The sequence below is a fragment of the Sphingomonas sp. CFBP 13720 genome, assembly GCF_014842075.1.
In the GTDB taxonomy this organism is placed as follows: domain Bacteria; phylum Pseudomonadota; class Alphaproteobacteria; order Sphingomonadales; family Sphingomonadaceae; genus Sphingomonas.
Genome location: NZ_JACYVA010000012.1, coordinates 19452 through 45860, shown reverse-complemented (window position 1 = coordinate 45860; position 26409 = coordinate 19452). Strand labels below are relative to the sequence as shown.

Sequence of the window (26409 nt, the reverse complement as noted above, 5' to 3'; positions counted from 1 at the left end):
GAATGCGCCAACTACTTCGCCGCATGCGGATATGATGCAGACTGATCGAAAACCGCTCTAGCCCGCGCTCACCGCCGTCGTGCTACTGAGAAGTCAAACCGTCGCGAGCGCCCCTACCGCACCTTGTCGTACGGCACGAACTCGCCGAACGTACAGTCGCCCGACGGGATGCGCGATCCCCGGTCGACCAGCCGGAAGCGGTCGTTGCGACAGACCTGCGTCCCGTACAGGATCGACACCACGATCTGGTCGTCGCGGAGGAACGGACAGCGGTCGCCCACCTGACTGCGCCAGATCCGCTTGCCGCTCTGCCGATAGATCAGCGAGTCGCCCACCACCTGCGGGCCGTTGGTGAAGCCGGTTGGAATGCAATTCTGCGCCGGCCCGGCGACGCGCCCTTCCAGCGTCTTCGCCAACAACCGTTCGCCCCGTTCCTTCGTCTCGGCCTGTTGTTGGGGAGTGGCGCACGCCCCGATCAGCAATGCCGTCGCCGTCCATGCCAAACGCTTCATCTCGCCTCTCCCGTCATCCTGATATCAGAACGAATCTTTCGCGGATCGGTGCCGCGCCAGTGCCTCGGCATCACTAGCGCGCATAAACGGGTTGGTGGCAAGCTCCGCGCCGATCGTGGTCGGAATCGTCGCCTCCCCTGCCGCACGCATCGCTTCGACCGCGGCCAGACGCTCGACGATCGCGGCATTGTCCGGCTCGGCGGAGACTGCGTAGCGACCGTTCGACAGGGTGTATTCGTGCCCGCAATAGACGCGGGTGTCCGGCGACAGTGCGGCATAGCGGCGCATGTTGACGAACATCTCCGCCGCGGTCCCTTCGAACAACCGCCCACACCCCATCGCGAACAGCGTGTCGCCGGTGAAGATCACCGCGTCGTCGGCAAAGTGGAACGCGATATGCCCGGCGGTGTGGCCCGGCACCTGCCACACCTGCGCCAGATGGTCGCCAACCGACACCATCGCGCCTTCGCCCACGCCACGGTCCATGCCGTCAATCTTCGCGCGTTCAGCTTCGGGGCCGGTGATCTCCGCCCCCGTCGCAGCCTTCAGCGCGGCATTGCCGCCGACGTGATCGGGATGCCAGTGCGTGTTCCAGATCCCGCCGATCGTCCAGCCGCGTGTCGCCGCCGCATCGATCAGCGGCTGCGCCTCGCCCGGATCGATCGCCACCGTCGCGCCGCTTGCTGGATCGTGCAGCAGCCAGGCATAATTGTCCGATAGCACCGGAACGCGGACGATCTCCATTACCAGCTACCCGTGTTCGGCATCGACGCCCATGGCTCGGCGGGGTCGAGCGACCCGTCCTGCAGCAACTCGATCGAGATGCCGTCGGGTGTCTTCACGAACGCCATATGTCCGTCGCGCGGCGGGCGGTTGATCGTCACGCCGGCATCGGCCAGCCGCTGGCACGTCGCATAGATATCGTCGACCCGGAACGCCAAGTGTCCGAAATTGCGTCCGCCGTCATACGGCTCGGCATCCCAGTTATGCGTCAGTTCCACTTCGGCGACGCCTTCCTGTCCCGGCGCGGCAAGGAAGATCAGCGTGAAGCGGCCCTTCTCGTTTTCCATCCGCCGCACCTCGCTCAGCCCCAGCAGGCCGAAGAAAGCGATCGTCGCATCGGGATCGGTCACGCGGATCATGGTATGCAGATATTTCGTCGACACAAATCGCTCCGTTCTTTGTCTGCAAGCCGCCGTTCAACGACGAACCGCAAAGGTGTATGCCGAAGATATCGGGAGGGTGAATCGTCATGCAACAGGGTGCGTCGTTTAATCGGACCGCGATCGTCGCCGCACTGCTGCTGGCGATCGGCATGATCGTCGGTGGCTATCTGCTCGGCAACGGGCTGGTGCGGGCAAGGCATGCCGACCGGTCGGTGACGGTACGCGGCCTTGCCGAACGCAACGTCACGGCCGACCTTGCGGTCTGGACGCTCAACTATTCCGAACAGGGACTGGACCTTGCCGAAGTCCAGGGCGGGATCGAACGCGATACCCAGACCATCCGGCGCTTCTTCGCCGATCTGGGGTTCGCCGCCGACGCACTGTCACCCGCCGGTGCCAGCGTGTCGCAAGGCTTCGTCAACGGCGCACAGACGGTGACGATCAACCAGCGGCTGCAACTGCGCACCACCGATATCGCCCGCGCACGACGTGCCGTGGCACGCCAGTTCGACCTCGTGCGACAGGGCGTGGTGCTGCAGGAAGGATCGGGCATCAGTTACAGCTTCACCCGGCTGGATGCGGTCAAGCCGGCGATGGTCGCCGCCGCGACCAAGGACGCGCGTGCTGCCGCCGAACAGTTCGCAAAGGACAGCGCCACGCAGGTCGGCGGCATCAAGAGCGCGACGCAGGGCTATTTCTCGGTCGAGGCACGCGACGGCGAACAGGCGGGCTATGGCGTGGCCGACACGCCGCTCAAAAAGGTGCGCGTGGTGACGACGGTCGACTTCTATCTGGAATAAGCGAGGAACCCCCTCACTCCACCGGCAGGGTATCGATCGCCGTCGCCGCGGCCTTCGCCTGCGCGCTGTCGGGGGCCAGCCGCTGCGCCGCCTCGAACGCGGCGCGTGCCGCCTCGGTATCGCCCGACAGGCCCGCGATGTTGCCGGCCTCCAGCTGGACTGACGCGTCGTCCGCCGACCGCCGCAGCGCCTCCGCGATATCGGCGCGCGCGCGCGGCAGGTCGCCCGTCCGCCGCGCCAGCGTGGCCGACAACAGCCATGCCAGCGGATCGGCGGGCGCATCCTTGACCGCACGGTCCAGATCGCCGCGCGCACCGGTCAGATCCCCCGCCGCCACCCGGACCCGCGCCCGGTCGAGCTGCGCCTCGCCCCGTGCCAGTCCGGTCAGCGATCCCGTCGCCAGCGCCGCATCGAGCGCCGTGCCGGCCGCGCCGGTATCGCCATCGGCCAGCCGTGCATTGCCGGCCTGTGCCCAGTAATTCGCCGCCCGGACGTCCTTCGCTACTTCCGCCTCGCGCGCGGCCTGTTCGAACGCCTCGGCCGCCGCCTTCCACCGTTCGCGCGTGGCATAGCTCATGCCGAGGCACTGCCGCGCGAGGAACCCGCCGCCGACCAGCCGCCACTGGCCCGCGATCCGTTCGGCGCTTTCGGGATCGGTCGTCGCCGCATCGACGCAGGAATCATACCGGGCCTCGGGCGTCAGCCCGGTCGGCGCTGCGGGACCGGCGGCTTGCACCGCGAACAACAGGATCGGCAGCAGGGCAGTCACGATACATCCTCGATGGCGCGCAGGATCAGGGCGATATCGCCGTCGCGCGACAGGCGATGGTCGCCATCCTTGACCAGCCATGTCTGCACATCGGCTGAACGCAGCGACGATGCCAGATGCAGCGTCCGCTCCCACGGCACGTCGGGATCGCGCTGCCCCTGAATCAACCGTACCGGCACGTCGACCGGCACCGGCCCGATCAGCACCCGGTTCGCTTCGCCCGATGCCCAGAAGACGCGGGTATAGACGGTCGGCGTATCGGCATAGGGCGACGGCCGCTCGATCCGCCCGTCGGTCAGCATCGCCAGCTTCTCCGCCTGCGTGAAGCCCCAGTCGGTGAAGTCGGGCGCGGGCGCGATGCCGACCATCGCCGCAATCCGGTCGGGCCGTGCGCGGGCGACCAGCAGCATGATCCACCCGCCCATCGACGATCCGACCAGTACGACCGGCCCGGCGATCAGTTCGTCGATCACCGCCAGCGCATCGTCGCGCCAACCCGCCAGCGTCTGATCCTCGAACGCCCCGGGGCTTTCGCCGCACCCGGCATAATCGAACCGCACGAACGCGCGGCCGGTGGCCTTCGCCCACGCCTCGATCGCCAAGGCCTTCGTACCGCCCATGTCGGATGCATAGCCGGGCAGGAACAGGATCGTCGGCCCCGCACCGGGGGTTTGGCGACAGGCGAGCGGACGGGGATCGGTCATGCGGCGTCCCATGCCACGGTCCGCCTCAACGGTGAAGGATTTTGGCGGCGGAAGCCGCGCCTGCCCTACCGCTCTGCCCGCAACCGCGCCCGCACCAGCCGCCCGGAGTCGGTCAGGTCGCGCTCGCCCCATCCCGCAAGCGCGGTGACGCCCGGTTTCAGCACGGCGGACGCCTCGTCCTTGTTCGCGATCGACCAGTTGAGATGACTGATCCCGTTTCGCGCGCACCAGTCCCACCAGATCCGGGCCTCGGCCGCATCGATCGGCGCATCACCGTTGGCGGCCGTCGTGCCATATTCCGTCACGAACAGCGCGATGCCGCGCTTCAGCGCCAGATCGGCCTTGGCCCGCAGCGCCGCCTTATGCGTCGCGGCATAATAATGCAGCGTATAGGCGACGTTGCGGAACGGCAGCGGATCGGCCGCCGCCTCATCGACGTCCTGCGACCAGCTTCGCGTGCCGGCCACCACGAACGCGCCCGGATCGATCGCCCGGATCGCGCCGATCACCTGCATATGATAGGGCTTCAGAATGTCGGCCCAGCCATGTTCGGGCAACGGCTCGTTATACGGTTCGTAGATCAGGTTGGGCACGCCGCGATATTTGCGCGCGATATGACTGAAAAACCGCACCGCATCGGCGGGGCGCGGCTGATGCGCGTGCCAGTCGACCACCACATACACGCCCTGCGCGATCGCCGCGTCGATCACGGCTTCGGCCTTGGCGGTCTCGACCGCCGGCTGCGTATCATATCCGCCCGATTGCGCCGCGATCGCCGCACGCACCGCGCTGACCCGCCAGTCGCGCACCAGCCATGCCACGGTCTTCGCGTTGTAATATCGTGGTTGCCACTGGCTCCAGAACAGCGACATGCCCTGTACCGCAAAGGGGCAACCCTGTGCGTCGACCACGCGATTGCCCTGCACCGCCAGTCGCCCGTGCATGGCGACCGGCGACCCGGCGGGCGCCACGCCCTGCGCCAACGCCCCCTGCCCGATCAACATCGCCATCAGCAACAACCACCAGCGCCGCACCGCATCCTCCCTTGTTTTTCAGAAGCCTGTCGTGCGTGACCAGCGCTGTCAATCGCGCACGGGCGATCCGTCTTCGCTAACTGGCTTCACCTGCACGTCCCGTTCCGCCCGCGCCTGCGCCTTGCGCCGCCGCAGGTTCTGGCGCAGCGCCTCGGCAAGGCGCGCCTTGCGTTCGTCATCGTCGTTCATGCGACGGTTTCTACGCTTTCAACGGCTTTGCTGGCAACGGTCGCTTGACTTCCCCCTCGAACGCTGCACATAGGCCCCTCCCGCGCCGGGGAGTTCCTTCCCGGTTGCAGTGCTGCCGTAGCTCAGTGGTAGAGCGCATCCTTGGTAAGGCTGAGGTCGTGAGTTCAATCCTCACCGGCAGCACCATTTTTTCCCGCGGTCGACATATCCCGAAAGGGACCGCCCCGGCGTGAGCGTCATTCGTCGACGGATTTGAGGTCGAGCAATCGAGGCCCATCCAAACGCGGCGATGACCGCGTTCGGTCAGCCCTGAACGTCGACGGTGACAGTCGCCGGATGATGCTTGTCGAGGTGCCGGCGGATGATGCGCAGATTGCGCGTGTTCGACCGGAAGAAGAAGTCGGGCACCGCCCCGACCAGCGGGATCAGCCCCAACGCCCAATCGGTGCCGACATTGCCTGCCATCCGCGCCATCTGCCATTTGGACATGCCGAGGTTACGCGCCTCCCACAGCATATAGCTGCCCATCGCCGCGCCGATGAAACTGCCGACGACCGGGATGAAGTTCAGCAGGAAGTCCAGTCCGACCGCCCGGTTCATGCCGGGAATCGTCAGCGACCGTTCCATCAGCCGTTCGATCGCCACGACCCTGCCACGGACGGCGGCGGGGCTACGGTCGAGCGAACCGGCGATACGGTCGAAGGTTTCGGGCGAGATATGGATCGGTTTGGCCATGAAACCTATCTGGGATCGGCGCGGAGATGGTTCAACGGGTGGACCGCGCGGGGGTTGGTCTGGAACCCGTCCAGCCGTCGCGCGACCAGCGACCAGCGCCATGGACGCGCCAGCGGCACGAACGCAACGTCGCGCGCCAGCGCCACATCCGCCACCGCCAGCCGCCGAGCACGCTCGGGCAGGTCGGCCGCATCGCGCGCATCCTCAATCAGCGTCGCTGTGTCGTTCGAACAAGGCCGGCACGCTGTCGCCAGATACCAGCGCGCGCTGTCATAGGGCGCCACCCGGTCGACCAACCGCAGGTCCGCCGGCGCATCGGAAGCAACCCGCTCCGCACCAACGCCGACGCTACCGAGAGCGGCAACGATCCGCCCCCACAACAACGTTCCCCCCGGCCCCGCGGGCAACGCGACGCGGACCACGAGCGGCGCGGTCCATGCCGTCACCTGCTCGCGCGCCAACGTGCGTTGCCGGTCGCGCGACAACCCATGCCATGGCGGCAGCGCCGGACCGGCAGCCGAATCGAGGCGCGCGGGCAGGATCGCGACCGCGTCGTTCCAACTTGCGTCGATTGCACCGGGAATAGCGGCGGATTGGAGCGCCATCGCAATCGCCGCCCGCCCCTGCGGCGTTGCGAGGAACCCGCTTCGACTGGCGAACGCGAAACCGAACAGGCCACCCGCCGGGTCGATCCGCACCTCGACGGGTGCGATACGTGCCGCCGCGACCAACGGCCAGTCGGCGATCGTCCCGCCGAGTACGAGATCCGACCGCCGCCGCGCAAACCGCGCCACCGCCAATGCCGCGCGTTCGCCCTGCACCTGCACTTCGTCGGAAGGGAGGGAGGGTGCCGCATCGCCGTCGGTATCGACGGGCGGGCGCAACCTGGTCCCCGGCCCCGCTACCGGGCGCAAAGGCCCGCTGCCCCGCGATCCGCGCGATACCGCCAGTTCGGGCTGCGCCAGCAGCGTGAGCAATTCGGTGTTCGGTCGCTTCAGCCGGATTTCGATCACCTGCGGCGTCATCGCCACGATCTCGTCGATCGATCTCAGGAAGGGGGTCAACCGATGCGCCGCCCCGGCCCGTACCGCCCGGCGCAGGCTCATCACGACCTGTGCCGCCGTAACCGCCGTCCCGTCGCTCCACGTCGCGTCCGCCAGCCGAAAGATATAGCTGCGCCCGTCGTCGACCATGCTCCAACGCTCGGCCAGCGCCGGTTCGACCTGTCCCGCCGCATCGAAACGCACCAGCCCCTGCGCCAGCGCAGCGCGAACCACGACGCGGACGCCGCCTTCGCGCCGGTCGCGATCGGGGATAACGCCGACGACCACCGGCTGGTCGTCGGACCGCCGTTCGCACGCGCCGAGCGACGCAAGTAGCGACGCGGAAAGCAGGAACCGAAGCATCGCCCCTCCATGCCACGAAACCGGCGCGGCGAACCAGTGGGGTGGTGCGGACGGTGGGACTCGAACCCGAAATCCGAAAAACCAAGCAGAATCAATACCTATGTGGCCGCCGCCAATAGTGGATGGTATAGGCAAATGTAACAAACCTGCGAAGGGGCACAAGATTAAATCGGCTCAGCGACGTGTGCCCGCCAACGTGTCCCTTCGGCATTGACGAATTACGATCTTCGCGCGTGAGGCCGGATGATCGACGAAGGTTCGACATAATATAAATGAGAAGAAAGCACGACAATGCGTCGGTCCAAACAGCGACTTACAAACTTCTAGGCAATCACCGAGACGGGCCTGAACGCCTATGCTTAAAACGCGTGACACGACAACAAGAGCCGCGTCAGCCTCCGCCAGCTAAGTCAACTGATCCTTCAGGCGACCATACTGAGCAACATAGCTCTGGCAAGGGTTAACATCTGTTTTTGTATCCTTCGTAGCGACACCGGCTCTTCTGACCTGTTCAAGACGCAGCGCCTAGGATAGCGTCACCACGACGAAGCATCATTGCACAGTCATAAACGATAACATCTAGAGCACTGTGGTTCAGACGATCTGCGATTATCCGCGATCATCGGACGCCCCATAAATTATGACATGCCGAAATACGACGAAGACAGGATTACTCTACTATTCGTTATCATACTCGTGCTGAGATTCATAATACGCCTCAAGAACTTTATCCATATCAACGTGGTCCTCAGGGACGATACCGAAAAACTCGATTGGGTCTTCTTCTTCCGTTGTAACGAACACTTGACCCAAGTTGACTTGCAAAAGCTCTTGGTATCCATCAAGCTTCAGGTGGCATGTTGGGCACCGGAGGCTGTTCGGTAAGACGCGCAACTCCCTTGTTAACAGGCCATTATTTTCATCGAGCTTTACCGATCCTCGATTCAAAGACTCGCCAGTAAGTGCTGCGCTATACGAGCATGCGGGGCACTCGCAGACCTTGTTCATTGGACTAGTTTTTGCCCACTCCGCTAGTAAATGTTGGCCTCCGCTCACTCTCGTAGCTTTCTCAGTTCCTTTAAGATCACCGAACGCTTTACGGCTAGCGGCGACCTTTTTCTGAACCTCCCCGTGAATGTGGGAGCGGCGATCCTTAAGCATGCTGCTTACAAGATCGCCATGAGCGTTTCCAAAAAAGTTGGTTAGCTCAACACTCATACTTTTGAGCACGACCTCCATGACCTCATAGGTCTGTGGCAGCCAAGTGGAACTGTCTGTTGCTCCAAAAGACTGTGCTCCTGTATGAAGCTCCTTATTACGTCGATCAGCCAAGATTAAACAATGCGCTACCATTTGATCGGTGAAACCTTCGATGAATATAGAGCATCTAGCAAACACCGTTTTAGCCTGGATCGACCTAGGATTGCCCTTGGGGTTTATCCCAAAGGAATAGTGGATGTTCCCCTCCTCCCTTGGATCGGCTAAAAGGACCGGATGGATTGCAGCAAGCGCCGATCGCGTGAGCAGTTCCATCGCTAGGCTAAGCCAAAAGCCGAACAGTTCTGACTCTATACCTTCGTCATGCGCACGCAGCGCATAAACCTTGGCTTTTCTCAGTAAAAGGCCGCTATCCCAATCCATTAAACTGCTCCGTATGCTCTGCGCTCTAAGCACCGACTAATAGCCTGATCCCCGCCATCGCCTCGGCCATGCAAGACTAACCAGTTATCGAGAATAAGAAATTCACCTTTCTTCCAATAATGCACGTGTAGGTACGTGTACATGTCCAAAATTTGGATAGTAGCATTCTTTGCAATTTCACCACCTCTTTCGGGGCGCATGCAAATTGGATCGTAGCGTATTCTGTTATGGGTCGACGCTTCGTCAACGATCTTGGCTTGAAAGCTTTGATAAGGTCGAGGGCGCACCCTCCATCCGGCTCTGTAGAGAGCATACGGCTTGGTTGCCGTAATAGCTTTCCAGTCAAGTGTGCCGATTATAGTTGGGCAGGACCGCTCGCCGGGATCAAGACACCGGAGTACAACATATCTTGGAGGCTCGGCTAAATGTGCGCCATCAGTGTGAAGCGGCTGGCGCGAATAGCCTGTAACTGCGGACATGGTCCCGGGTCGCGCAACGGACCGAGAAACGGGACGAAGGATCTTGGGGTCTGAGGCGGGCCACGCATCGAGCTTAGCTAGAAACTGCTCAATTTCGGACCATCCGAATGACGCGCAGGATAGCGCCGCCCAGCCGTTACGCTGGAGTGATGTTTGAATGTCCATAACGCCAATCTGACATCTCCGCCGTCAACGCGCGAGAGCCAAACATGATCGTGACCTTATTCTGATCCGCTTATACGAGGAGGCAAGTCCCACATCTCACACATGCGATTACCCCCGTACCGACCCTGCTCAGGCCTGTATGCCAAAAGCGCGCGTCCTGCATTATGGGGGGATAAGTATGCCGGCAGGCGTGTCATCAATGCAGAGCAGCTTTGGAGGACCATTAAGAGCCTTGCCACTATGGTCCTGCTACAGGGTAGCCCTGTGTTTGCCGCCGTAATGATTCAGCTTGAGTGGTATCACTACGCGGCATTGATGGGGCTGTGTGACCATGAAGCACGGCCGGTCCAGCGTCACCGATGCCTAGCCGTGCAAGGCCACGTATCAGCCCACTCTACGATTTAGCCTATGGCCTGCGCTTGCTCACAGGCTAGCCCGAAATCGTAGGGTTCTGGGACACTGCCGTAGCTTGTCCCAAAATATAGCTTGACCTTACTTCCGGTACGCCACACATTGCGGAACAGGTTTTCGGTACAGGAGGAAAAGCATGGCCCGTACTTTTGCTTACTGCCGCGTCAGCACTGCGGATCAGAGCACGGATAATCAGGTACGCGAGATTGAGGCGGCGGGCTTTACAGTAGAGCCTAAGCGGGTTGTGACGGAAACCGTGTCCGGCTCCACGGCTGCTATGGAACGTGTCGGCTTTGCAAAGCTCGTAGATCGGCTTGAGGACGGCGATGTCCTTCTAGTTACCAAGCTAGATCGGCTTGGTCGCAACGCGATGGACGTTCGCGCCACGGTAGATCGGCTCGCAAGCGAAGGTGTCAGAGTCCATTGCCTTGCACTAGGTGGCGTCGATTTGACTAGCCCGGCAGGCAAAATGACAATGGGCGTTATCAATGCCGTTGCGGAATTCGAGCGCGACCTCCTGATAGAGCGGACGCAATCCGGCCTTGCTCGTGCAAAGGCTGAGGGGAAACAGCTTGGCCGCAAACAGTCGCTTTCCAATGCTCAGCAGCATGACATTCGCATCCGCCGCGCGCTAGGCGTTTCGCTAGGTGTCTTAGCCAAGGAGTTCGGCATGTCTCGCTCATCCATCCAGCGCATTGAGCAGCGGGCGGACTGAGTATGACTGTCACGATCGAACGGCTAAAGCCCCGCGACGGCAGGGACGAGCAGCCGGTGCTGTCCGAACGGGGCTACGAGCTAGTCGACCGGCGCATCCCCGAGAAGCGCCACCACAGGGAAAGCTCAACCTTTGTGCGATCATTAGAGGAGGCCGCATACTTGGTTGAGCAGGGCTATGCCATTCGCATGGGAGCGCCGGGTTTGCGCCCGTCTCTGATTGCACCAGCGAGCTTACGCGTCGTGCGCACCTGATCGGCGCACTCTATGGCCTGATGTCAGAACAGCGCCACGCGTGCGCCCTTGCTAGGTCAACGCAGACGCCCGCTGAGGCGCTTCTCTGATCGGCGGGCCGAGACAGACCAGTCGGCAGTAGTGAACGCCGAGGACTCTCTGTGGGGCACCCAAAGGCCGATTGACAGATGCCGGAGCCGCAGGCATTTTCCTCCTTGCGCTAGATGCGCACCCTCGCCGCCAAGACGGCCCTGAGGGACACCGGAGCAAGTCTTGGATGCTCCGAAGCTCAGCCGCAGGTCTGTTACCTTTCCTCCTTGTATAGCGTCTGACTCTCACGCCGGATTATATCTGGCTGCCAAACGCGTAAATGATCGGCTGAGCTTGCAGCAACATACTAAGACCCCAGCGAGTGTTGGGGGACGACCACTCATAATAGAAGACGCGCGCAGAGTGGCGGGATGGCGACAGTCTCGGAAGACTAGCATACGACAGACCGCCAAACATTTTGGCATCAGCGAGGCCACGGTAAAAAGATACTGTCGCGACTACGGCGAAGCTGCGATTGCAGGACGTGAAGCATGGAAGCGTGAAAAGAAAATGCGGGAGTGGGATCGTGAGATCGAAGAGGGGGAAAAGCGCCTCAAGAGTTTGCTTTTCCGGTTACAGACGGACGAAGTCGGGCTAGCTCAAAACCCCAAATTAGATGCTGGAATTTCCCAGATTTCTGCCGTTCTTGAATTGATACCCCCTAAGTAGAGAAAACGCTTTTAGCGGAGCCTCTTTCGTCGTGGATCGGACGGTAACGATCATCGCGTTTGGACGGGAGCAATCCCCGGATGGCGATCAGCATTGTGCTGACCGTTGCGCGAGCCGGGCCGCCACCTACACGCTGATCCAACTCAGAATGATGTAAGTGGGCCGGACTTGAACGATCAATCTATTTGGTCGGGATGGACCGGGCCACTCCTACCACTATCCAATCTAGAATGATGTATATAATACAGGATTAAACCTGTAGCTAGCTACCAAGCTCGTCCTCCAATCAATCCTGACTAGCTAGCCCTATTATAGACTTTCATTGAGGGCTAAGCTTGCGACCCTGAGACGCGCATGTACGGGCACTATCTCTCTTGATTTTTGTAGATCAATTTCTATAGCAATGAAATTATTAATAACTATCTTTTAAACCTCAGTGTCCCATTACTTCTCTGTTGAGAGGCGTACTACCAACACGGATCGTCGGAAAATGTCTCCGCTTCGGGCTACGCTCGAAATACTAGGGATTCCGCATTCAAAATACGAAACCCGCGTCCGTCCGTGGTGCTGCCCGGCAAGGCCGTTGCTGCCGCCTACGATGCGGACAACCCGAAGTACCGCTCGCCACCTGTGGCGTATGATCGCGAGGTAGGTAAACTGCTCGGGAAGGTGCCGGGGGTGAAAGTCCCCATGGAGCGCGTAGACCGTCTTCTGAGCCGCAGCGATAACGCCACCCTGTTGAGGTACCCCTACACCGCGAATCTTGGCAGCTTAGCCACTGCCTCAGCAAGCGTCTTAATCGGAACCCGCCCGTAGGTTTGTCCCACACTTCGTGCGGCATGCCCCTGTATCGCGTCCATGAACCTTTCGGGCATCCCTGCCTCCAATGCTCGCGTCTTGAACGTGTGTCGCCAGCCGTGATTCGGGGACACGTTGGGATCAGCGACCCCGCCCTCTTCCCGAACCCAAGCAGCAAGACGCTCGCCAACCTTTGACACATGCCGGTTCGCCGCACCCGGCTTCCGCACCCTGCCGGGATCGTAGAACAGCGCGCCAGCGCCAACCTGATCGACCAGAGCTAGGAACCCTTGCTCAATTATGTGCGGATGCAGCGGGACTGTCCGGGCTTCGCCAGACTTAACCCGCCCGGCCTCGGGCGTGATGTGAATGGTCCACACACCCTCCACTTCCACAACGTCGCTGCCGCGGAGCTGGCTTATCTCGTTTACCCGCGCGCCTGTGTAGGCGCACAACCAAGGTATCCAGCGCCGCGCCCGTTGGGTTAGCGCCGGTGCATCTGTTTGTAGCTTCAGGGTAGCACTTAAAATCGAGGCTGCTTCTGCGTCGGTGAAGTCCCGCTCGCGTAGTTTCGGCTGCCGTGGTATGCGGACCGTCACCGTGGAAGCGACGTTCTCAGGCAGCTTGCGCTTGCTCACCGCGTAGTTGAGCGTGGAACGCAGCGCCGACAGGTAATTGTCTTTTACTGTGCGAGGGCTGCGTAGGCCGCCCCGCTTGGTCGCTTCGGACAGGAGCATGTCCCGCCAGCGATCTATATCGTCGACAACGAGTCGGGTAGCGTCGTCATGCCCAACAAACCGGACCAACGACCGCAGCACGCCCTTCCAATCCTGAGCCGTCACCGGACTCATCCCCTGCTCTTTGGCGTAAGAGTCGAACAGGTCGATCAGCGGAACGGCTGTGCGTTGCCCAATTCGCGACGCGACTTCCGGCTGGGCCTGCCCCTGCGCTGCTTCCTCCCGCTCGCGCATGATGTCTTTGATGATCGCGTGGATCGGATCGAGTTCGGACGTAGAAAAACTCCGAGCTGTGTCCTCCATTTCCTCCCTGAGCCGTCGCCGCGCCTCGCGCCTGTCAGCTTGCTCCTGAGCAAGTCGAGCATAGAGTCCAGTCTGTGCTCCCGGGTTGCGAGAACGACGCCCAACGGTCGCCTCGGGGACGTTCCGAGCATCCTCCCGCGCCCGCCGCGCCATCGCCGCGTCGATTTCGACGTTGGTGCCCTCGGTGATACCTGGCAACAGCCGCTTCGCTTCAGCCCGATCCTTTGTGCCGAGCGAAATTTTCCACTCCGTCCGAGGATTGCCCGTTCGGGTGAGAATGTACGGCCTCAGTTCGAGCGGTACGACCCGCCGGAAATAGTAGGTGCTGCCGACTGTATCGAGGTACGTGCACATGATCGCGGTCCTAATACAAATGTAATAGGCAAGCGGTCAAAAGAGGCTGATTTCTGAGCATCTTGAGGCCCTAGAAGGGCTTAGAAGCGCTTGGTGCGGACGGTGGGACTCGAACCCACACTCCCATAGGGGAAGCGGATTTTAAGTCCGCTGCGTCTACCATTTCGCCACGTCCGCCCGCGCTTGGTTCCAAGCGGATCGCGGCCGAACCGTCAAGCCGGGTAAGTGACCCACCGGCATGAACGCCGTTCCGGGCGTCGATCTTTGCTAGGCGCAGCGGCAGACTGCACCGTTCCTGCATCGTCCTTCCTTCGAACCCATGCTTTCCCGGACTGGTGACCCTGCCCTATCCTGCCCCGAACAGCGACAGGAGGCAGGAATGACGGTCATGACGGGGCAGCGGGGCAACCGGATACGGGTTGCGGCATGGAGTACGGCGGCGGGTCTGGTGGCGCTGCCGCTGGTCGCGATGCAGTTTACGCAGGAAGTCGACTGGACGCCGGCCGACTTCGCGTTCGCCGCCGCGATGATCGGCGGCGTGGGGATCGCATTCGAGCTGGCGGTACGGACGTCGGCAAGTGCGGCGTACCGCATCGCGGCGGGGCTGGCGTTGCTGGCGGCGTTCCTGTTGGTGTGGATCAACCTGGCGGTCGGGATCATAGGTTCGGAGGACAATGCCGCCAACCTGCTGTTCGCCGGCGTACTGGCGGTCGCGATCGGCGGAACGGTGGCCGCACGGGCGCGGGCAGCGGGGATGCGGCGGGCGATGATCGCGACGGCGGCGGCTCAGGTCGCGGTGTTCATGGTCGCGCTGGTGGCCGGGTTCGGGTTCATCGGACCGATCACGGTGCTGTTCGCCGGATTGTGGCTGGCATCGGCATGGCTGTTCGGCCGGGCAGCGGCCTGAAATACGAAAAGGCCGCGCCACCCGACGGTGACGCGGCCTTTCCTGCCGTTACCGGACGATGGCTTATGCGGCCAGCTTGCGCAGGACGTAGTGCAGGATGCCGCCGTTCAGGAAATATTCCAGCTCGTTGACGGTATCGATCCGGCACTTGGTCAGGAAGGTTTCCGACGATCCGTCGGCGCGGACCAGTTCGACTTCCACGTCCTGCCGCGGGCGCAGTTCCGCGACGCCACGGATCGTGAACGTCTCGTCGCCGGTCAGACCCAGCGTCTGGCGCGTGACGCCCTCGGCGAACTGGAGCGGCAGCACGCCCATGCCGACGAGGTTCGAGCGATGGATCCGCTCGAAGCTTTCGGTGATGACCGCACGGACGCCCAGCAGGTTGGTGCCCTTCGCCGCCCAGTCGCGCGACGATCCGGTGCCATATTCCTTGCCCGCGACCACCACCAGCGGCGTGCCGTCAGCCTTGTGACGCATCGCTGCGTCATAGATCGCCATGACTTCGCCGTCGTAACGGCTCATGCCGCCTTCGACGCCGGGGACCATCTCGTTCTTGATGCGGATGTTGGCGAAGGTGCCGCGCATCATCACGTCATGGTTGCCGCGACGTGCGCCGTACGAGTTGAAGTCCGCGCGGCTGACCTGATGCTCCTGCAGGAACGTGCCGGCCGGGCTGTCCGCCTTGATCGATCCGGCGGGCGAGATATGATCGGTGGTGATCGAATCGCCAAGGATCGCCAGCGGCTTGGCCTCGACGATGTCGGCCACCGCGTTCGGGGTCATCGTCAGCCCGTCGAAATAGGGCGGATTGGCGATGTAGGTGCTGCTGGTCGGCCAGCGATAGGTGTCCGAACCCTCGACCTCGATCCCCGCCCAGTGCGCGTCGCCGGCATAGACGTTGCCGTAGCGCGCACGGAACATGCCGTCGTCGATGTTGGCGGCCATCAGGTCGGCCACCTCCTGGTTGGTCGGCCAGATGTCCTTGAGATAGACGTCCTGTCCGTCCGTTCCCTGCCCGATCGGGGTCGACACCATGTCCTGCGTCACCGTGCCCTTGAGCGCATAGGCGACGACCAGCGGCGGGCTGGCGAGGAAGTTGGCGCGCACGTCAGCCGACACGCGGCCTTCGAAGTTGCGGTTGCCCGACAGGACCGACGCGGCGACGATGTCGTTGCCGTTGATCGCGGCGCTGATCGGTGCAGCCAGCGGCCCCGAATTGCCGATGCAGGTGGTGCAGCCATAGCCGACGAGGTTGAAGCCGACCGCGTTCAGATCCTGCGTCAGGCCCGACTTGTCGAGATAGTCGGTCACGACCTGCGATCCCGGTGCTAGCGACGTCTTGACCCATGGCTTGGGCTTGAGGCCCAGCGCATGCGCCTTGCGCGCGACCAGACCGGCGGCGACCAGCACCGACGGGTTCGACGTGTTGGTGCAGCTGGTGATGGCGGCGATCACAACGTCGCCGTCGCCGATATCGTGCGTGGCACCCTCGACCGGCACCCGCACGGCGGCGGCCTTCTTGTACACGTTGGTCAGGTCGCCGTTGAATACGTCGTCGACCATCGGCAGTTCGACGCGATCCTGCGGACGCTTCGGGCCGGCGAGCGACGGCACGACCGACGACATGTCGAGTTCGAGCGTATCGGTGAAGATCGGATCGGCGGCATCGTCATACCGCCAGAAGCCGTTCGCCTTCGCATAGGCTTCGGTCAGCGCGATCACTTCGGCCGGACGCGCAGTCAGGCGCATATAGTCCATCGTCTTGTCGTCGATCGGGAAGAAGCCGCAGGTCGCGCCATATTCCGGGGCCATGTTGGCGATGGTCGCGCGATCCGCCAGCGTCATCGCCGACAGGCCGGGACCATAAAATTCGACGAAACGGCCGACCACGCCCTTGGCGCGCAGCATCTGGGTGACGGTCAGCACCAGATCGGTGGCGGTAATGCCTTCCTGAAGCTTGCCGGTCAGCTTGAAGCCGACGACTTCGGGGATCAGCATCGATACCGGCTGGCCGAGCATCGCGGCTTCCGCCTCGATCCCGCCCACGCCCCAGCCGAGTACGCCAAGGCCGTTGACCATCGTCGTGTGGCTGTCGGTGCCGACCAGCGTGTCGGGATAGGCGATCATGCCGGTGCCGTCGGTCGATTCGGACGACCACACCGCCTGCGCGACATATTCGAGGTTCACCTGGTGACAGATGCCGGTGCCCGGGGGCACGACCGAGAAATTGTCGAGCGCCTTCGATCCCCATTTCAGGAATTCATAGCGTTCGATGTTGCGCTGATATTCCAGCTCGACATTCGCTTCGGCCGCCTTCGGCGTGCCGAATTCGTCGACCATGACCGAATGGTCGATCACGAGGTGGACCGGAACCTGCGGATTGATCTTGGCCGCATCGCCGCCGAGGCCCGTGATCGCGTCGCGCATCGCCGCCAGATCGACGACGCAGGGAACGCCGGTGAAATCCTGCATCAGCACGCGCGCCGGGCGATACTGGATCTCGCGGTCCGACCGCGCGTCCTTCTGCCAGTCGACGATCGCCTGCGCATCTTCCGGCGTGACGGTGACGCCGTCCTCGAACCTCAGCATGTTCTCCAGCAGCACCTTCATCGAAAAGGGCAGCCGCGACACGTCGCCCAGCTTCGCCGCGGCCTTCGCCAGCGAATAATATGAATAGGTCTTGCCCTCGACATCGAGCGTGTCGCGAGTGCCGAGCGTGTCCTGGCCGATTGCGGTCATGCGGGGTCCTTCCCAGATGGTCGCGGACGCTGAAGGGGCTGGCCGATCGTGTGGCCGCCACGCGCGTACCGCAGGTGCGAATGCGTGCTGTACGCCGCGCCTTAGCAAGGGGGTGCCGCCGGGGGAAGTGGGTGAATCCGCTGCAAAGCGCCGATCTGCCGTCAATCCAGTTCATCACAATTGATGTCAATTCGCAATAGCAATATTGGACGTAGCTGGGCGGGCGATAACGGAACGCTTCCGTCCGATTGCGCCACACCGCACGCGCCGCCATACACTGCACCAATGGAACTCACGACGATCGACGGGCGGCGAACGCTGTTCGTCATGGCGACGACGCACGAATACGGCCGGCATCTACGTGCGCGGTTCGATCCGCTGGTGACGGGGGTCGGACCGGTCGAGGCCGCGCTGGCGACCGGCGTGGCGCTGGGCGGACTGGCTGCGGCGGGCGGGCTTCCCGATATGGTCGTGTCGATCGGGTCGGCAGGGTCGCGGCGGCTGGCGCTGGGATCGGTGTGGCAGGTGGCGAGCGTGTCGTGGCACGACATGGATGCGACGCGGATCGGCGTGGCGAAGGGGGTCACGCCGTTCACCGACCATCCGGCGGAGATGCCGCTGGCCATGCCGATCGCGGGGTTGGCAGCGGCGCGGCTGTCGACCGGCGCGAACATCGTCGGTGGCGACGACTATGACCGGATCGACGCCGATATGGTCGATATGGAGACGTTCGCCGTGTTGCGCGCCTGCCAGCGCTTCGGCGTGCCGCTCGCCGGACTACGCGGGGTTTCCGACGGACCGGGCGAACTCGACGCGCTGGGCGGATGGACCGCGATGCTGGAGGTGCTGGACGAACGGCTGGCGGCGGCGGTGGATCGTCTGACGGCCGCCTGACCGGGCCATCCCATGACCTGGAAGGGCGACCGCACCATCCCTATGCGCGGTCGAGAAACACCACGCCGGGGATCGCTATCCGCTCGTCGGTCGGGGACAACCGGCCATCCGAACCGATCGCGAACACCGCCACCGTCCCGCTGCGTTCGTTCGCGACCAGCAATTGCCCGGCGTCTTCGAGCAACAGGAAGAAGCGCGGCCAGTCGCCGCCGCTGACGATGTGCTGGATCGGGCGCGGCGTCCCGTCGTCGCCCAGATCGAACACCGCGATGCTGTTATGCCCGCGATTGGAGGCATATAGGCGGCGGCCACGGCGATCGATCGCGATATGCGCCGCCTGCGACGGTCCGGCAAAGTCCGCTGGCAGCAGCGAGCGGGTCGATCGCGTCGTGAAACTGCCATCGGATGCGGCCGTCAGCGTGACCAGCGTGTTCGCCATTTCGGTGACGACATAGGCGAGCGGGCGACGCGGATGATGCGCCAGATGACGCGGCCCCGATCCCGCCGGCGCACGCCATGCAACCCGCGGTTCGGACGGGATCGCGCCCCGCATCGCATAGGCGAAGACGGCGTCCGCGCCGAGGTCGACGGCGTGCAGATGACGGCCATTAGCGGTGAACCCGACCCAGTGCGCATGCGGCCCGCCCTGTCGTTCCGTATTCGGCCCGGTGCCGCGTTGCTGGCGGACGACCGGATCGCCGGGCAACCCAGCCCGGTCGAGCGGATAGACCGACACCGTCCCCGACGAATAATTGGCGACGGCCAGAGCGCGCGCGGCAGGATCGATCGCGATATGGCACGGATCGTCGCCACCGCTCGCCCGATCGGCAAGGATATTCCCCGCACGATCGGTCGCGATCAATCGTCCGGCGGGACCTTCCCGCACCAGATACCGGGGACCGGTCGCACGCGAGACGCCGAACGAAACATCCTTCAGCGCGGTGACGGGCGCGCCGACCCGCCCGGCGGGGTCGATCGGGACCAGCCCCGCCCCGCCCTTCCCCGCATAGGTTCCCGCCACCAACGCCGGTCGCGCCGTACCGGCACGGACGGGGGTTGCGGCCAACGTACCCATGGCGGCGATGCCGGCCATCACGTCACGCCGGCTGGTCATGCCGCCGCAAACACCCCGCACGCGAGCCTCGCCCCCGAATTGCCTGACGGATCGGTGCGGTAATCGTCGGCTGCGGCGTGGACCACGAACGCCGCTCCATCGGCGTCGAGCAGCTCCGCCAGCGTACCGCCGGGCAACGTTATCGATAGCGACCCGCTACCGTCCGTACCGACCAACAGGTTGGGCGCGTCGCCGACATGCGGACCAGCCGGATTGCTGGTGCCATGCTGACGTGCCGTGGGGTTCCAATGTCCGCCCGCCGTCGTGAAATCGGGCGCATCGCACCGACCGACGGTATGGATATGGGCGCCGTGCGGCCCCTGCGGCATGCCACGCGCGTCGATCGCGATACGCAGGCCGCCATCGACCTGCGTCGCGGTGACGCTGCCGACATCGGCACCTGCGGCGGTGCGCAGCGGAGCGACTGCACTGCGTTGCGCGGGCGCTTCGTCGCCTGCCGTCGTGGTGGTGCAGCCGGCAAGCGCCGTTGCGGCGATCGCGGTCAGAAAGGTGGCACGAAACATCGACGGTCTCCCGATTGGTTTGAAGCGTAATGGACCAGCGGCGTTCACGGTTCCAGCCGGGGCATCGGGCCGGCGATCAGCAGCGGATCGATCCGGGCGTCACGCCACTTCATGCTCCAGTGGAGGTGCGGCCCCGTCGCGCGACCGGTCGCCCCGACCGCGCCGATCGCCTGCCCCTGTTGCACGCGGTCGCCGACGCGTACGTCGATCCGCGACAGGTGCAGGAACGCCGAGTTCAGCCCCATGCCATGATCGATCATCAACAGATTGCCTTCCAACGTGAACGGCGCCGGGGCGGCGAGGATCACGACACCGTCGGCGGGCGCGACGATCGGCGTGCCGGTCGGCCGGGCGACGTCGACACCCGAATGATAGGCCCCCGGCGTACCGGCATAGATACGCTGCGCCCCGAACAGCCCCGATACCCGCCCGGTCACCGGCCAGACGAACCGCTGCCGCCAGCCCGCCGCGTCGGTCATGGTGTCGCGGGCGGCGGCGATCTGCGCCAGTTCGGGGGCGCGGCGACGCTGGAATTCCGCAGTCGGCTGCGACGTGCGGGGCAGCGTCGGCAACCGCTCGATCCGCCATGCGCGGGCCGGTACGGCAATCGTACGAACGACGCTGTGCCCGTCCGACGTGGTAGCGACCAACGTCGCGACGGGGGCTGCGTCGCGATCGAACGCGATCAGAAACCGGCGATCGGGAGCGACCTCGACCGGTCGTCCGTCCAGCGTCAGCGCGACGGTCCCCGCCGGAACGGTCCCGGTCATCAACATCCCTTGTCCCGGCGTACCGGACAGGTCGATCCCCTGCGCCATGCCGGGCGCGGCGATCAGCACCGACAGCGCCGACAGCGCGACGCCGGCGAGTGTCATGCGCGCGTCATCGCCTCGGTCGCGGCTTCGGCATCGTAATAGGCTTCCTGCCGGGCAGCGCTCCAGTAGCGGAGTTCGTCGATCGGAATGCGCTTGCCGCTGACCGCGCAGGTGACATGGTCGCCATCGACCAGCACGCGAAAGCTGCTCATGAGATACTGGAGTTTGGCGGGGCGGCTGCTGGGCATCAACATGGGGTGGTCCGGGTCAGAGAAGCGTGGGTTGCGTCGGTGCGACATAGGGCCGGGCGGAGCCGCGCTCAACCTTCGCCTCGACCTCGCCGTCGCGGAAGTGCAGCGACAGCGCGCCGGCCGCGCGGGCATCGGCGGCGGACGCGATGGTCCGGCCAGTCGCGCGGGCTACGACGCGGACATAGCCCTTCTGCAACAGATTGTCGGGATTGACGCTGTCCAGCATCCGCGCCGCGCCGTCGAACCGCGTGCGCGCCTGCGCCAGCCGTTGCGTCAGGATCGCGGGGCGCAGCGCACCGCCGCGCCGGTCCAGATCGCGCCGCGCCCCGGCCACGCGGCGTTCGAGCGCGAGCGACAGCCGGCCGGCAAGGTCGTCGACCCGTTGCCGCTGCGGCCCCAGCAATGCATCGCGGCGGGGCATCACGCGCACCAGCGCCGCCAGCCGTTCGCTGCCGCGTTCATGGTAGCGCCGCACGCAACGCTGCGTCCTGAGCGACAGGGTCGCGATGCTGTGCGCCAGTTCGGCGCGGACCGGGACCGCGATTTCGGCGGCGGCGGTCGGCGTCGGTGCGCGCAGATCGGCGGCATGGTCGCACAGCGTGGTGTCGGTTTCATGCCCGACCGCCGAGATGACGGGGATCGGGGAGCCGGCGACGGCGCGGACCACGACTTCCTCGTTGAATGCCCACAGATCCTCGATCGATCCGCCGCCGCGCGCAACGATCAGCAGGTCGGGGCGACGCACCGGGCCGTCGAGTGGCAGCGCGCCGAAGCCGCGCACCGCCGCCGCGATTTCCGCTGCCGATCCCTCGCCCTGCACCTTGACCGGCCACACCAGCACATGCGTCGGACAGCGATCCTCCAACCGGTGGAGAATATCCCGCACCACCGCCCCGGTCGGCGATGTGACGATGCCGATCGTACGCGGCAGGAACGGCAGGCGGCGCTTGCGCTCCGGCGCGAACAGCCCCTCGCCCGCAAGCTGACCTTTCAGCTTTTCGAGCAGCGCCATCAGCGCGCCCTCGCCCGCCAACTCCATCCGGTCGATCACGATCTGGTAGCGCGACCGACCGGGATAGGTGGTCAGCTTGCCGGTCGCGATCACCTCGATCCCGTCCTGCGGCGTGAACGGCAGGCTGCCCGCCGAACCGCGCCACATCACCCCGTCGATCAGCGCGCCGTCGTCCTTGAGCGCCAGATAGACATGGCCCGACGTCGCGCGCTTGTAGCCGGAAATCTCACCGCGCAGCCGGACGCGGCCGAACTCGCTCTCCACCATCCGCTTGAGCCGGCCGGCCAGTTCCGACACGCTTTCGGGGGTGGCGTTGTCGCGGGACTGCGGGTCGGCTACGAGCCGGCTCGACTGAAAATCGGGGAAGCGATCGTCCATGAATGTCCTGCTGATCGGATCGGGTGGCCGCGAACATGCGCTGGCGTGGAAGCTGGCGCAATCGGCCGTCCTCGATACGCTTTATGCCGCGCCCGGCAACCCCGGCATCGCGCGCCACGCGACGATCGTCCCGCTCGACATCGCGGATCATGCCGCGGTGGCGCGGTTCTGTGCCGAAACGCGGGTGTCGCTCGTCGTCGTCGGTCCCGAAGCACCGCTGGTCGCGGGTCTGGCCGACGATCTGCGCGCGGCGGGCGTGGCGGTGTTCGGCCCATCGGCGGCGGCGGCACAGCTCGAAGGATCGAAGGGCTATACCAAGGATCTGTGCCGCGAGGCGGATATCCCGACCGCCGGCTATGTCCGCGTCACCGATCTGAATGGTGCGATCGCCGCATTGTCGCCCTTCTCGCTGCCGGTGGTCATCAAGGCGGACGGGCTTGCGGCGGGCAAGGGCGTGACGATCGCGATGGACCGTGCCGAGGCGGAGGCCGCACTGGCCGCGATCTTCGACCAGCCCGGCGGTGAGGCGGTGATCGAGGAATTCCTGACCGGCGAGGAAGCCAGCCTGTTCGTGCTGACCGATGGCGTGCACCTGATGCCGTTCGGATCGGCGCAGGATCACAAGCGCGTCGGCGACGGCGACGTCGGCCCGAACACCGGCGGCATGGGCGCCTATTCCCCCGCCCGCGTACTGACCCCGGCGCTGGAACAGCAGGCGATCGACACGATCGTGCGACCGACCGTGGCGGCGATGGCGGCGCGCGGCACGCCCTATTCGGGCGTCCTGTATGCCGGACTGATGCTGACCGACCGTGGGCCGAAGCTGATCGAATATAACGCGCGGTTCGGCGACCCGGAATGTCAGGTGCTGATGACGCGGCTGGACGGCGATCTGTTGCCGATCCTGCTGGCGGTGGCGCAGGGGCGGCTGGACACGGTGACGCCGCCGGTCTTTTCGGCGGCAACGTCGCTGACGGTGGTCATGGCCGCGACCGGCTATCCCGGCACGCCGGTAACCGGACAACCGATCGGAGGCATCGACCGGGCGGAGGCGGCCGGGACGACGGTCTTTCATGCCGGAACCCGCAACGCGGGGTCGGACGTTGTGACGGCGGGCGGCCGCGTGCTGGCGGTCACGGCGACCGGCGACACGGTACGCGCAGCGCAGGCGGCGGCGTATCGCGGAGTTGACGCACTCGACTTTCCGGGGTTCTGCCGCCGCGATATCGGATGGCGCGAAATAGCGCGCGAAGGCGAATAAGGGACGGACATGCAGGACAGTATCGCTTCTTCCCCGGCAGAGGCCGCCGACGCGGTCGGCCCGTTCACCAACGTCACCTTCGGGCTGATCGCGCTGCTGGCGGTGCTGACGATCATTGGCATCATCTATGGCATGCGGCTGGCCCGGCGGCGGCGCAGGGGCACGCGCGAGCTGGAGGATGCAGGCCATCTCGATCATGGCGGCAATGCCCCCAGCCCCGATCCCGACACACCGGCCGATCCGGCGGTCGCTCGTCAGACGACGCTGCCCGACCGAACGGACGCGCCGGTGGCGGCATCGCCTGTCCCGGCACCGGTGGCAGTCAAACCGGTCGTGGCCGAACCGGCGATGCGTCCCGCCGTCGCAGCGGAGCGGGTCGCCGCTGCGCCAATCGTCTCCGAACCAACGATCGCTCCCGAACTTCCGGCAGCCGTTGCGCCGCCGGAATCGGCCCCGACCCCGACCGGCAGCGACCTGACGCTGCTCAAGGGACTTGGGCCAAAGGTCGCGGCGATGCTGGTCGATCAGGGCATTGCCGATATCGCGGCACTGGCCCGTTTGAGCGATGCGGAGGCAGACGCCGTGGCGGAGCAACTGGGCACGTTCGCGCCGCGCATGACACGCGACCGATGGGTAGAACAGGCACGGTTGCTTGCGGCAGGGGACCGTGCAGGGTTCGAGGCACGCTTCGGAAAACTTTGATCCGGGCGCGGTTGCCCGGACCGACCTACCTGCGCTGTCCGGCCAGCTGCCGCTCGCGCTTCGTCGCATGGCGCTGGCCCAGCGCCAGCGTTGCGAAAAGCACTACGGGCCAGAAAATCGAGTAGCTGAAATCCATCATCGTGTCGTGCAGTCGCCACGATCCCCATGCCAACCGGTTCAGCACTTCGTTGACGACGGCGATCGTCACCACGACCATCAGCGGAACCGGGTGCGACAGCGGATAGCGAGTCGCCAACCGGGCGAGGACAAGGACGGCCATTCCGGCGTGGATGTGCAGGACCGTATCGACATGTCGGTATTGTTCCTGATCCACTGGACCAGCTCTGCATAGTTCGCCGCGATGCCCATGCAACGATCGTATCATTGGCACCCGTCCCCGCGCAACGCGGTTGTGCGGTGCGGCAGACTGCTGTGCATCGCAACGGGACGATAGCGTGGAACGCCGGCTATTCGACGCTTTCGACCAGCAGCTTGTCGATCTTGCGGCCGTCCATGTCGACGATCTCGAACCGCCAGCCCTGCTCGGTGAAATGCTCGCCCTCGGTCGGGAGATGCTTGAGGATCGCGAGCGCCAGACCGGCGACGGTCGCATAGTCGCGGTCTTCGGACAGGTCGATGCCGATGCGTTCGGCCAGCTGGTCCGCCGGGGTCTGGCCGGATACCAGCAGCGATCCGTCGTCGCGCCGTACGATATGCGGGCTGTCGCCGTCGTCCGTATCCGACGCATAATCGCCCGCGATCGCGCGCAGCAGATCGGCGGGCGTCACGATTCCTTCGAAATGACCATATTCGTCGTGGACGAGGCCCATCGGCACTTCGGCCCGGCGAATCGCCTGCAACGCATCCATCGCATCGACCTGATCGGGCAGCACCGGCGCGGCATGCATCAGCGTGCGCAGATCGAGCGGTTCGCCGCGACAGATCGCTGCGACGATATCGCGCGCCTGCACCACGCCGATCACCGCATCGACCGATCCCTCGGCCACCGGCAGGCGGGTGTGCGGCGTCTGTGCCATCGCCGCGCGCACGCCGGCATCGTCCAGCGTCACGTCGAGCCACTGTACGTCGGTACGCGGCGTCATGACTTCGCGCACCGGACGGTCGGCAAGGCGGACGACGCCCGAAATGATCGAGCGTTCGTGTTCCTCGATCACGCCCGATCGGCTGGCTTCGGCGACCAGCAAGTGGAGCTCCTCCGCCGTCACGCGGTTTTCCGATTCGCGGTTCAGCCGCAGGATCTTGAAGATCAGCGCCGATGTGTTGTCCAGCAGCCACACGAACGGCGCGGTGATCCGCGACAGCCACAGCATCGGCACCGCGACCAGCACCGCGATCGGTTCCGGGCTGCGCAGCGCGAACTGCTTCGGCACCAGTTCGCCGATGACCAGGCTGGCGAACGTGGTGATTGCGATCACCACCCCGAACCCGACATTCGCCGCCAACGATTCAGGAAGGCCAAGCAATACAAGGCGTTCGCCGGTCGGACCGCCGAGGCTGGACCCCGAATAGGCACCGGCGATGATGCCGATCAGCGTGATGCCGATCTGGACGGTCGACAGGAACTTGCCGGGATCGTCGGCCAGCAACAGCGCGGTCGCCGCGCCCTTGCCCCCGTTACGGGCAAGGCCGTCCAGCCGTGCCTTGCGCGCGGACACGATGGCGAGTTCGGACATGGCGAACACGCCGTTCAACGCCACCAGCGCAAGGATGATGACGACGTCGAACCAGGGGAAGGGTGTGAGAGGTTCCATCGAACTGACACCCCCATGCCGCAACCCTGACACTTGCACAACCGGTCAGTCAGGCTTTGTTCAATACGGATGCGGAACAAGGCCGTCACCGCCGGTGTTTTCCCGGCCAAGAACGAATTTCACGGAGGAC

27 protein-coding genes and 2 tRNA genes are annotated in these 26409 nt (G+C 64.5%); 8 read left to right on the top strand and 21 right to left on the bottom strand.

Annotation, left to right across the window (positions count from 1 at the left end; genetic code table 11):
- Window positions 1–113 precede the first annotated feature (113 nt).
- The 3 genes from IFT55_RS16395 to IFT55_RS16385 are packed head-to-tail and all read right to left on the bottom strand — an operon-like array spanning window position 114 to window position 1654.
- Complete coding sequence (locus tag IFT55_RS16395; RefSeq protein WP_192093425.1) at window positions 114–512, bottom strand: hypothetical protein; 399 nt, start codon at window positions 510–512, stop codon at window positions 114–116.
- A 24-nt stretch (window positions 513–536) separates the two neighbouring features.
- Window positions 537–1256 (bottom strand): hydroxyacylglutathione hydrolase, encoded by a 720-nt coding sequence (gloB, locus tag IFT55_RS16390; protein WP_192093424.1) that lies wholly within the window; start codon window positions 1254–1256, stop codon window positions 537–539.
- On the bottom strand, window positions 1256–1654 hold the full coding sequence (locus tag IFT55_RS16385) for a VOC family protein (RefSeq protein ID WP_192093431.1): 399 nt from the start codon (window positions 1652–1654) through the stop codon (window positions 1256–1258). Before IFT55_RS16385 ends, gloB begins: the two co-directional genes overlap by 1 nt.
- Window positions 1655–1764: 110 nt before the next feature.
- On the opposite strand from IFT55_RS16385, the gene IFT55_RS16380 reads away from it, so the two are divergent.
- On the top strand, window positions 1765–2478 hold the full coding sequence (locus tag IFT55_RS16380; protein WP_192093423.1) for an SIMPL domain-containing protein: 714 nt from the start codon (window positions 1765–1767) through the stop codon (window positions 2476–2478).
- A gap of 13 nt (window positions 2479–2491) precedes the next feature.
- Here IFT55_RS16380 and IFT55_RS16375 read toward each other — a convergent pair whose 3' ends face one another.
- The 4 genes from IFT55_RS16375 to IFT55_RS16360 all read right to left on the bottom strand — a co-directional run bounded on the left by IFT55_RS16375 (window position 2492) and on the right by IFT55_RS16360 (window position 5174).
- Entirely contained in the window at window positions 2492–3247 is a 756-nt protein-coding gene (locus IFT55_RS16375; RefSeq protein WP_342029336.1) for a tetratricopeptide repeat protein, read from the bottom strand.
- On the bottom strand, window positions 3244–3951 hold the full coding sequence (locus IFT55_RS16370) for an alpha/beta hydrolase (RefSeq protein WP_192093421.1): 708 nt from the start codon (window positions 3949–3951) through the stop codon (window positions 3244–3246). The genes IFT55_RS16375 and IFT55_RS16370 overlap by 4 nt, the downstream gene beginning before the upstream one ends.
- A 65-nt stretch (window positions 3952–4016) precedes the next feature.
- Entirely contained in the window at window positions 4017–4985 is a 969-nt protein-coding gene (locus tag IFT55_RS16365; RefSeq protein ID WP_197976510.1) for a cellulase family glycosylhydrolase, read from the bottom strand.
- A gap of 48 nt (window positions 4986–5033) precedes the next feature.
- Entirely contained in the window at window positions 5034–5174 is a 141-nt protein-coding gene (locus tag IFT55_RS16360) for a hypothetical protein (RefSeq protein WP_192093420.1), read from the bottom strand.
- A 111-nt stretch (window positions 5175–5285) separates the two neighbouring features.
- Between IFT55_RS16360 and IFT55_RS16355 the strand changes: the two genes are divergently transcribed.
- Window positions 5286–5360: transfer RNA gene (locus tag IFT55_RS16355), tRNA-Thr, on the top strand.
- Window positions 5361–5477: 117 nt separating this feature from the next.
- Here IFT55_RS16355 and IFT55_RS16350 read toward each other — a convergent pair.
- From IFT55_RS16350 to IFT55_RS17820, 4 genes are all read right to left on the bottom strand, one after another.
- Window positions 5478–5909: a DUF4112 domain-containing protein gene (locus IFT55_RS16350; RefSeq protein ID WP_192093419.1), complete on the bottom strand. Its 432-nt coding sequence runs from the start codon at window positions 5907–5909 to the stop codon at window positions 5478–5480.
- A gap of 5 nt (window positions 5910–5914) precedes the next feature.
- Window positions 5915–7315 (bottom strand): ABC transporter substrate-binding protein, encoded by a 1401-nt coding sequence (locus IFT55_RS16345; protein ID WP_192093418.1) that lies wholly within the window; start codon window positions 7313–7315, stop codon window positions 5915–5917.
- A gap of 678 nt (window positions 7316–7993) precedes the next feature.
- Complete coding sequence (locus tag IFT55_RS16340) at window positions 7994–8956, bottom strand: hypothetical protein (protein ID WP_192093417.1); 963 nt, start codon at window positions 8954–8956, stop codon at window positions 7994–7996.
- Window positions 8956–9435, bottom strand: coding sequence for a TauD/TfdA family dioxygenase (locus tag IFT55_RS17820; protein WP_446740738.1), 480 nt, complete (start codon window positions 9433–9435; stop codon window positions 8956–8958). Before IFT55_RS17820 ends, IFT55_RS16340 begins: the two co-directional genes overlap by 1 nt.
- A gap of 712 nt (window positions 9436–10147) precedes the next feature.
- On the opposite strand from IFT55_RS17820, the gene IFT55_RS16330 reads away from it, so the two are divergent.
- Both IFT55_RS16330 and IFT55_RS17815 read left to right on the top strand, forming a co-directional pair.
- The gene (locus IFT55_RS16330; RefSeq protein ID WP_192093415.1) at window positions 10148–10726 is read left to right on the top strand and encodes a recombinase family protein; all 579 of its coding nucleotides are present in this window, start codon (window positions 10148–10150) and stop codon (window positions 10724–10726) included.
- 686 nt (window positions 10727–11412) lie between these two features.
- Window positions 11413–11718: a helix-turn-helix domain-containing protein gene (locus IFT55_RS17815; RefSeq protein WP_446740737.1), complete on the top strand. Its 306-nt coding sequence runs from the start codon at window positions 11413–11415 to the stop codon at window positions 11716–11718.
- Between the two features lie 749 nt (window positions 11719–12467).
- Here IFT55_RS17815 and IFT55_RS16325 read toward each other — a convergent pair.
- Together IFT55_RS16325 and IFT55_RS16320 are read right to left on the bottom strand one after the other, a co-directional pair.
- On the bottom strand, window positions 12468–13910 hold the full coding sequence (locus tag IFT55_RS16325; RefSeq protein WP_192093414.1) for a site-specific integrase: 1443 nt from the start codon (window positions 13908–13910) through the stop codon (window positions 12468–12470).
- Window positions 13911–14001: 91 nt separating this feature from the next.
- Window positions 14002–14087 (bottom strand) — tRNA-Leu (locus tag IFT55_RS16320).
- 202 nt (window positions 14088–14289) lie between these two features.
- Here IFT55_RS16320 and IFT55_RS16315 point away from each other — a divergent pair.
- On the top strand, window positions 14290–14817 hold the full coding sequence (locus IFT55_RS16315; RefSeq protein WP_197976509.1) for a hypothetical protein: 528 nt from the start codon (window positions 14290–14292) through the stop codon (window positions 14815–14817).
- Window positions 14818–14880: 63 nt separating this feature from the next.
- Here IFT55_RS16315 and acnA read toward each other — a convergent pair whose 3' ends face one another.
- On the bottom strand, window positions 14881–17556 hold the full coding sequence (gene acnA / locus IFT55_RS16310) for an aconitate hydratase AcnA (protein WP_192093413.1): 2676 nt from the start codon (window positions 17554–17556) through the stop codon (window positions 14881–14883).
- A gap of 285 nt (window positions 17557–17841) precedes the next feature.
- Between acnA and IFT55_RS16305 the strand changes: the two genes are divergently transcribed.
- Window positions 17842–18450 (top strand): 5'-methylthioadenosine/S-adenosylhomocysteine nucleosidase, encoded by a 609-nt coding sequence (locus IFT55_RS16305; RefSeq protein WP_192093412.1) that lies wholly within the window; start codon window positions 17842–17844, stop codon window positions 18448–18450.
- 40 nt (window positions 18451–18490) lie between these two features.
- On the opposite strand, the gene IFT55_RS16300 is transcribed toward IFT55_RS16305, so the two are convergent.
- Genes IFT55_RS16300 through xseA form a run of 5 tightly spaced genes read right to left on the bottom strand, consistent with a single transcriptional unit; the run spans window position 18491 to window position 22544 of the window.
- Window positions 18491–19564, bottom strand: coding sequence for a lactonase family protein (locus IFT55_RS16300; RefSeq protein ID WP_192093411.1), 1074 nt, complete (start codon window positions 19562–19564; stop codon window positions 18491–18493).
- Window positions 19561–20088: a superoxide dismutase family protein gene (locus IFT55_RS16295; protein WP_192093410.1), complete on the bottom strand. Its 528-nt coding sequence runs from the start codon at window positions 20086–20088 to the stop codon at window positions 19561–19563. Before IFT55_RS16295 ends, IFT55_RS16300 begins: the two co-directional genes overlap by 4 nt.
- Window positions 20089–20132: 44 nt before the next feature.
- Window positions 20133–20963, bottom strand: coding sequence for a M23 family metallopeptidase (locus IFT55_RS16290; RefSeq protein ID WP_192093409.1), 831 nt, complete (start codon window positions 20961–20963; stop codon window positions 20133–20135).
- Window positions 20960–21157: a DUF2093 domain-containing protein gene (locus IFT55_RS16285; RefSeq protein WP_192093408.1), complete on the bottom strand. Its 198-nt coding sequence runs from the start codon at window positions 21155–21157 to the stop codon at window positions 20960–20962. The genes IFT55_RS16290 and IFT55_RS16285 overlap by 4 nt, the downstream gene beginning before the upstream one ends.
- A 13-nt stretch (window positions 21158–21170) precedes the next feature.
- Complete coding sequence (gene xseA, locus IFT55_RS16280; RefSeq protein WP_192093407.1) at window positions 21171–22544, bottom strand: exodeoxyribonuclease VII large subunit; 1374 nt, start codon at window positions 22542–22544, stop codon at window positions 21171–21173.
- Here xseA and purD point away from each other — a divergent pair.
- Complete coding sequence (gene purD, locus IFT55_RS16275) at window positions 22543–23805, top strand: phosphoribosylamine--glycine ligase (RefSeq protein WP_192093406.1); 1263 nt, start codon at window positions 22543–22545, stop codon at window positions 23803–23805. The two genes, xseA and purD, sit on opposite strands and share 2 nt — an antisense overlap.
- A gap of 9 nt (window positions 23806–23814) precedes the next feature.
- Complete coding sequence (locus tag IFT55_RS16270) at window positions 23815–24507, top strand: hypothetical protein (RefSeq protein ID WP_192093405.1); 693 nt, start codon at window positions 23815–23817, stop codon at window positions 24505–24507.
- Between the two features lie 25 nt (window positions 24508–24532).
- Here the strand turns inward: IFT55_RS16270 and IFT55_RS16265 are convergent, their stop codons facing one another.
- Together IFT55_RS16265 and IFT55_RS16260 are read right to left on the bottom strand one after the other, a co-directional pair.
- A complete protein-coding gene (locus tag IFT55_RS16265; protein WP_192093404.1) occupies window positions 24533–24787 on the bottom strand; it encodes a hypothetical protein in 255 nt (84 codons plus the stop codon).
- Window positions 24788–24974: 187 nt separating this feature from the next.
- Window positions 24975–26279: a hemolysin family protein gene (locus IFT55_RS16260; protein WP_192093403.1), complete on the bottom strand. Its 1305-nt coding sequence runs from the start codon at window positions 26277–26279 to the stop codon at window positions 24975–24977.
- Window positions 26280–26409 lie beyond the last annotated feature (130 nt).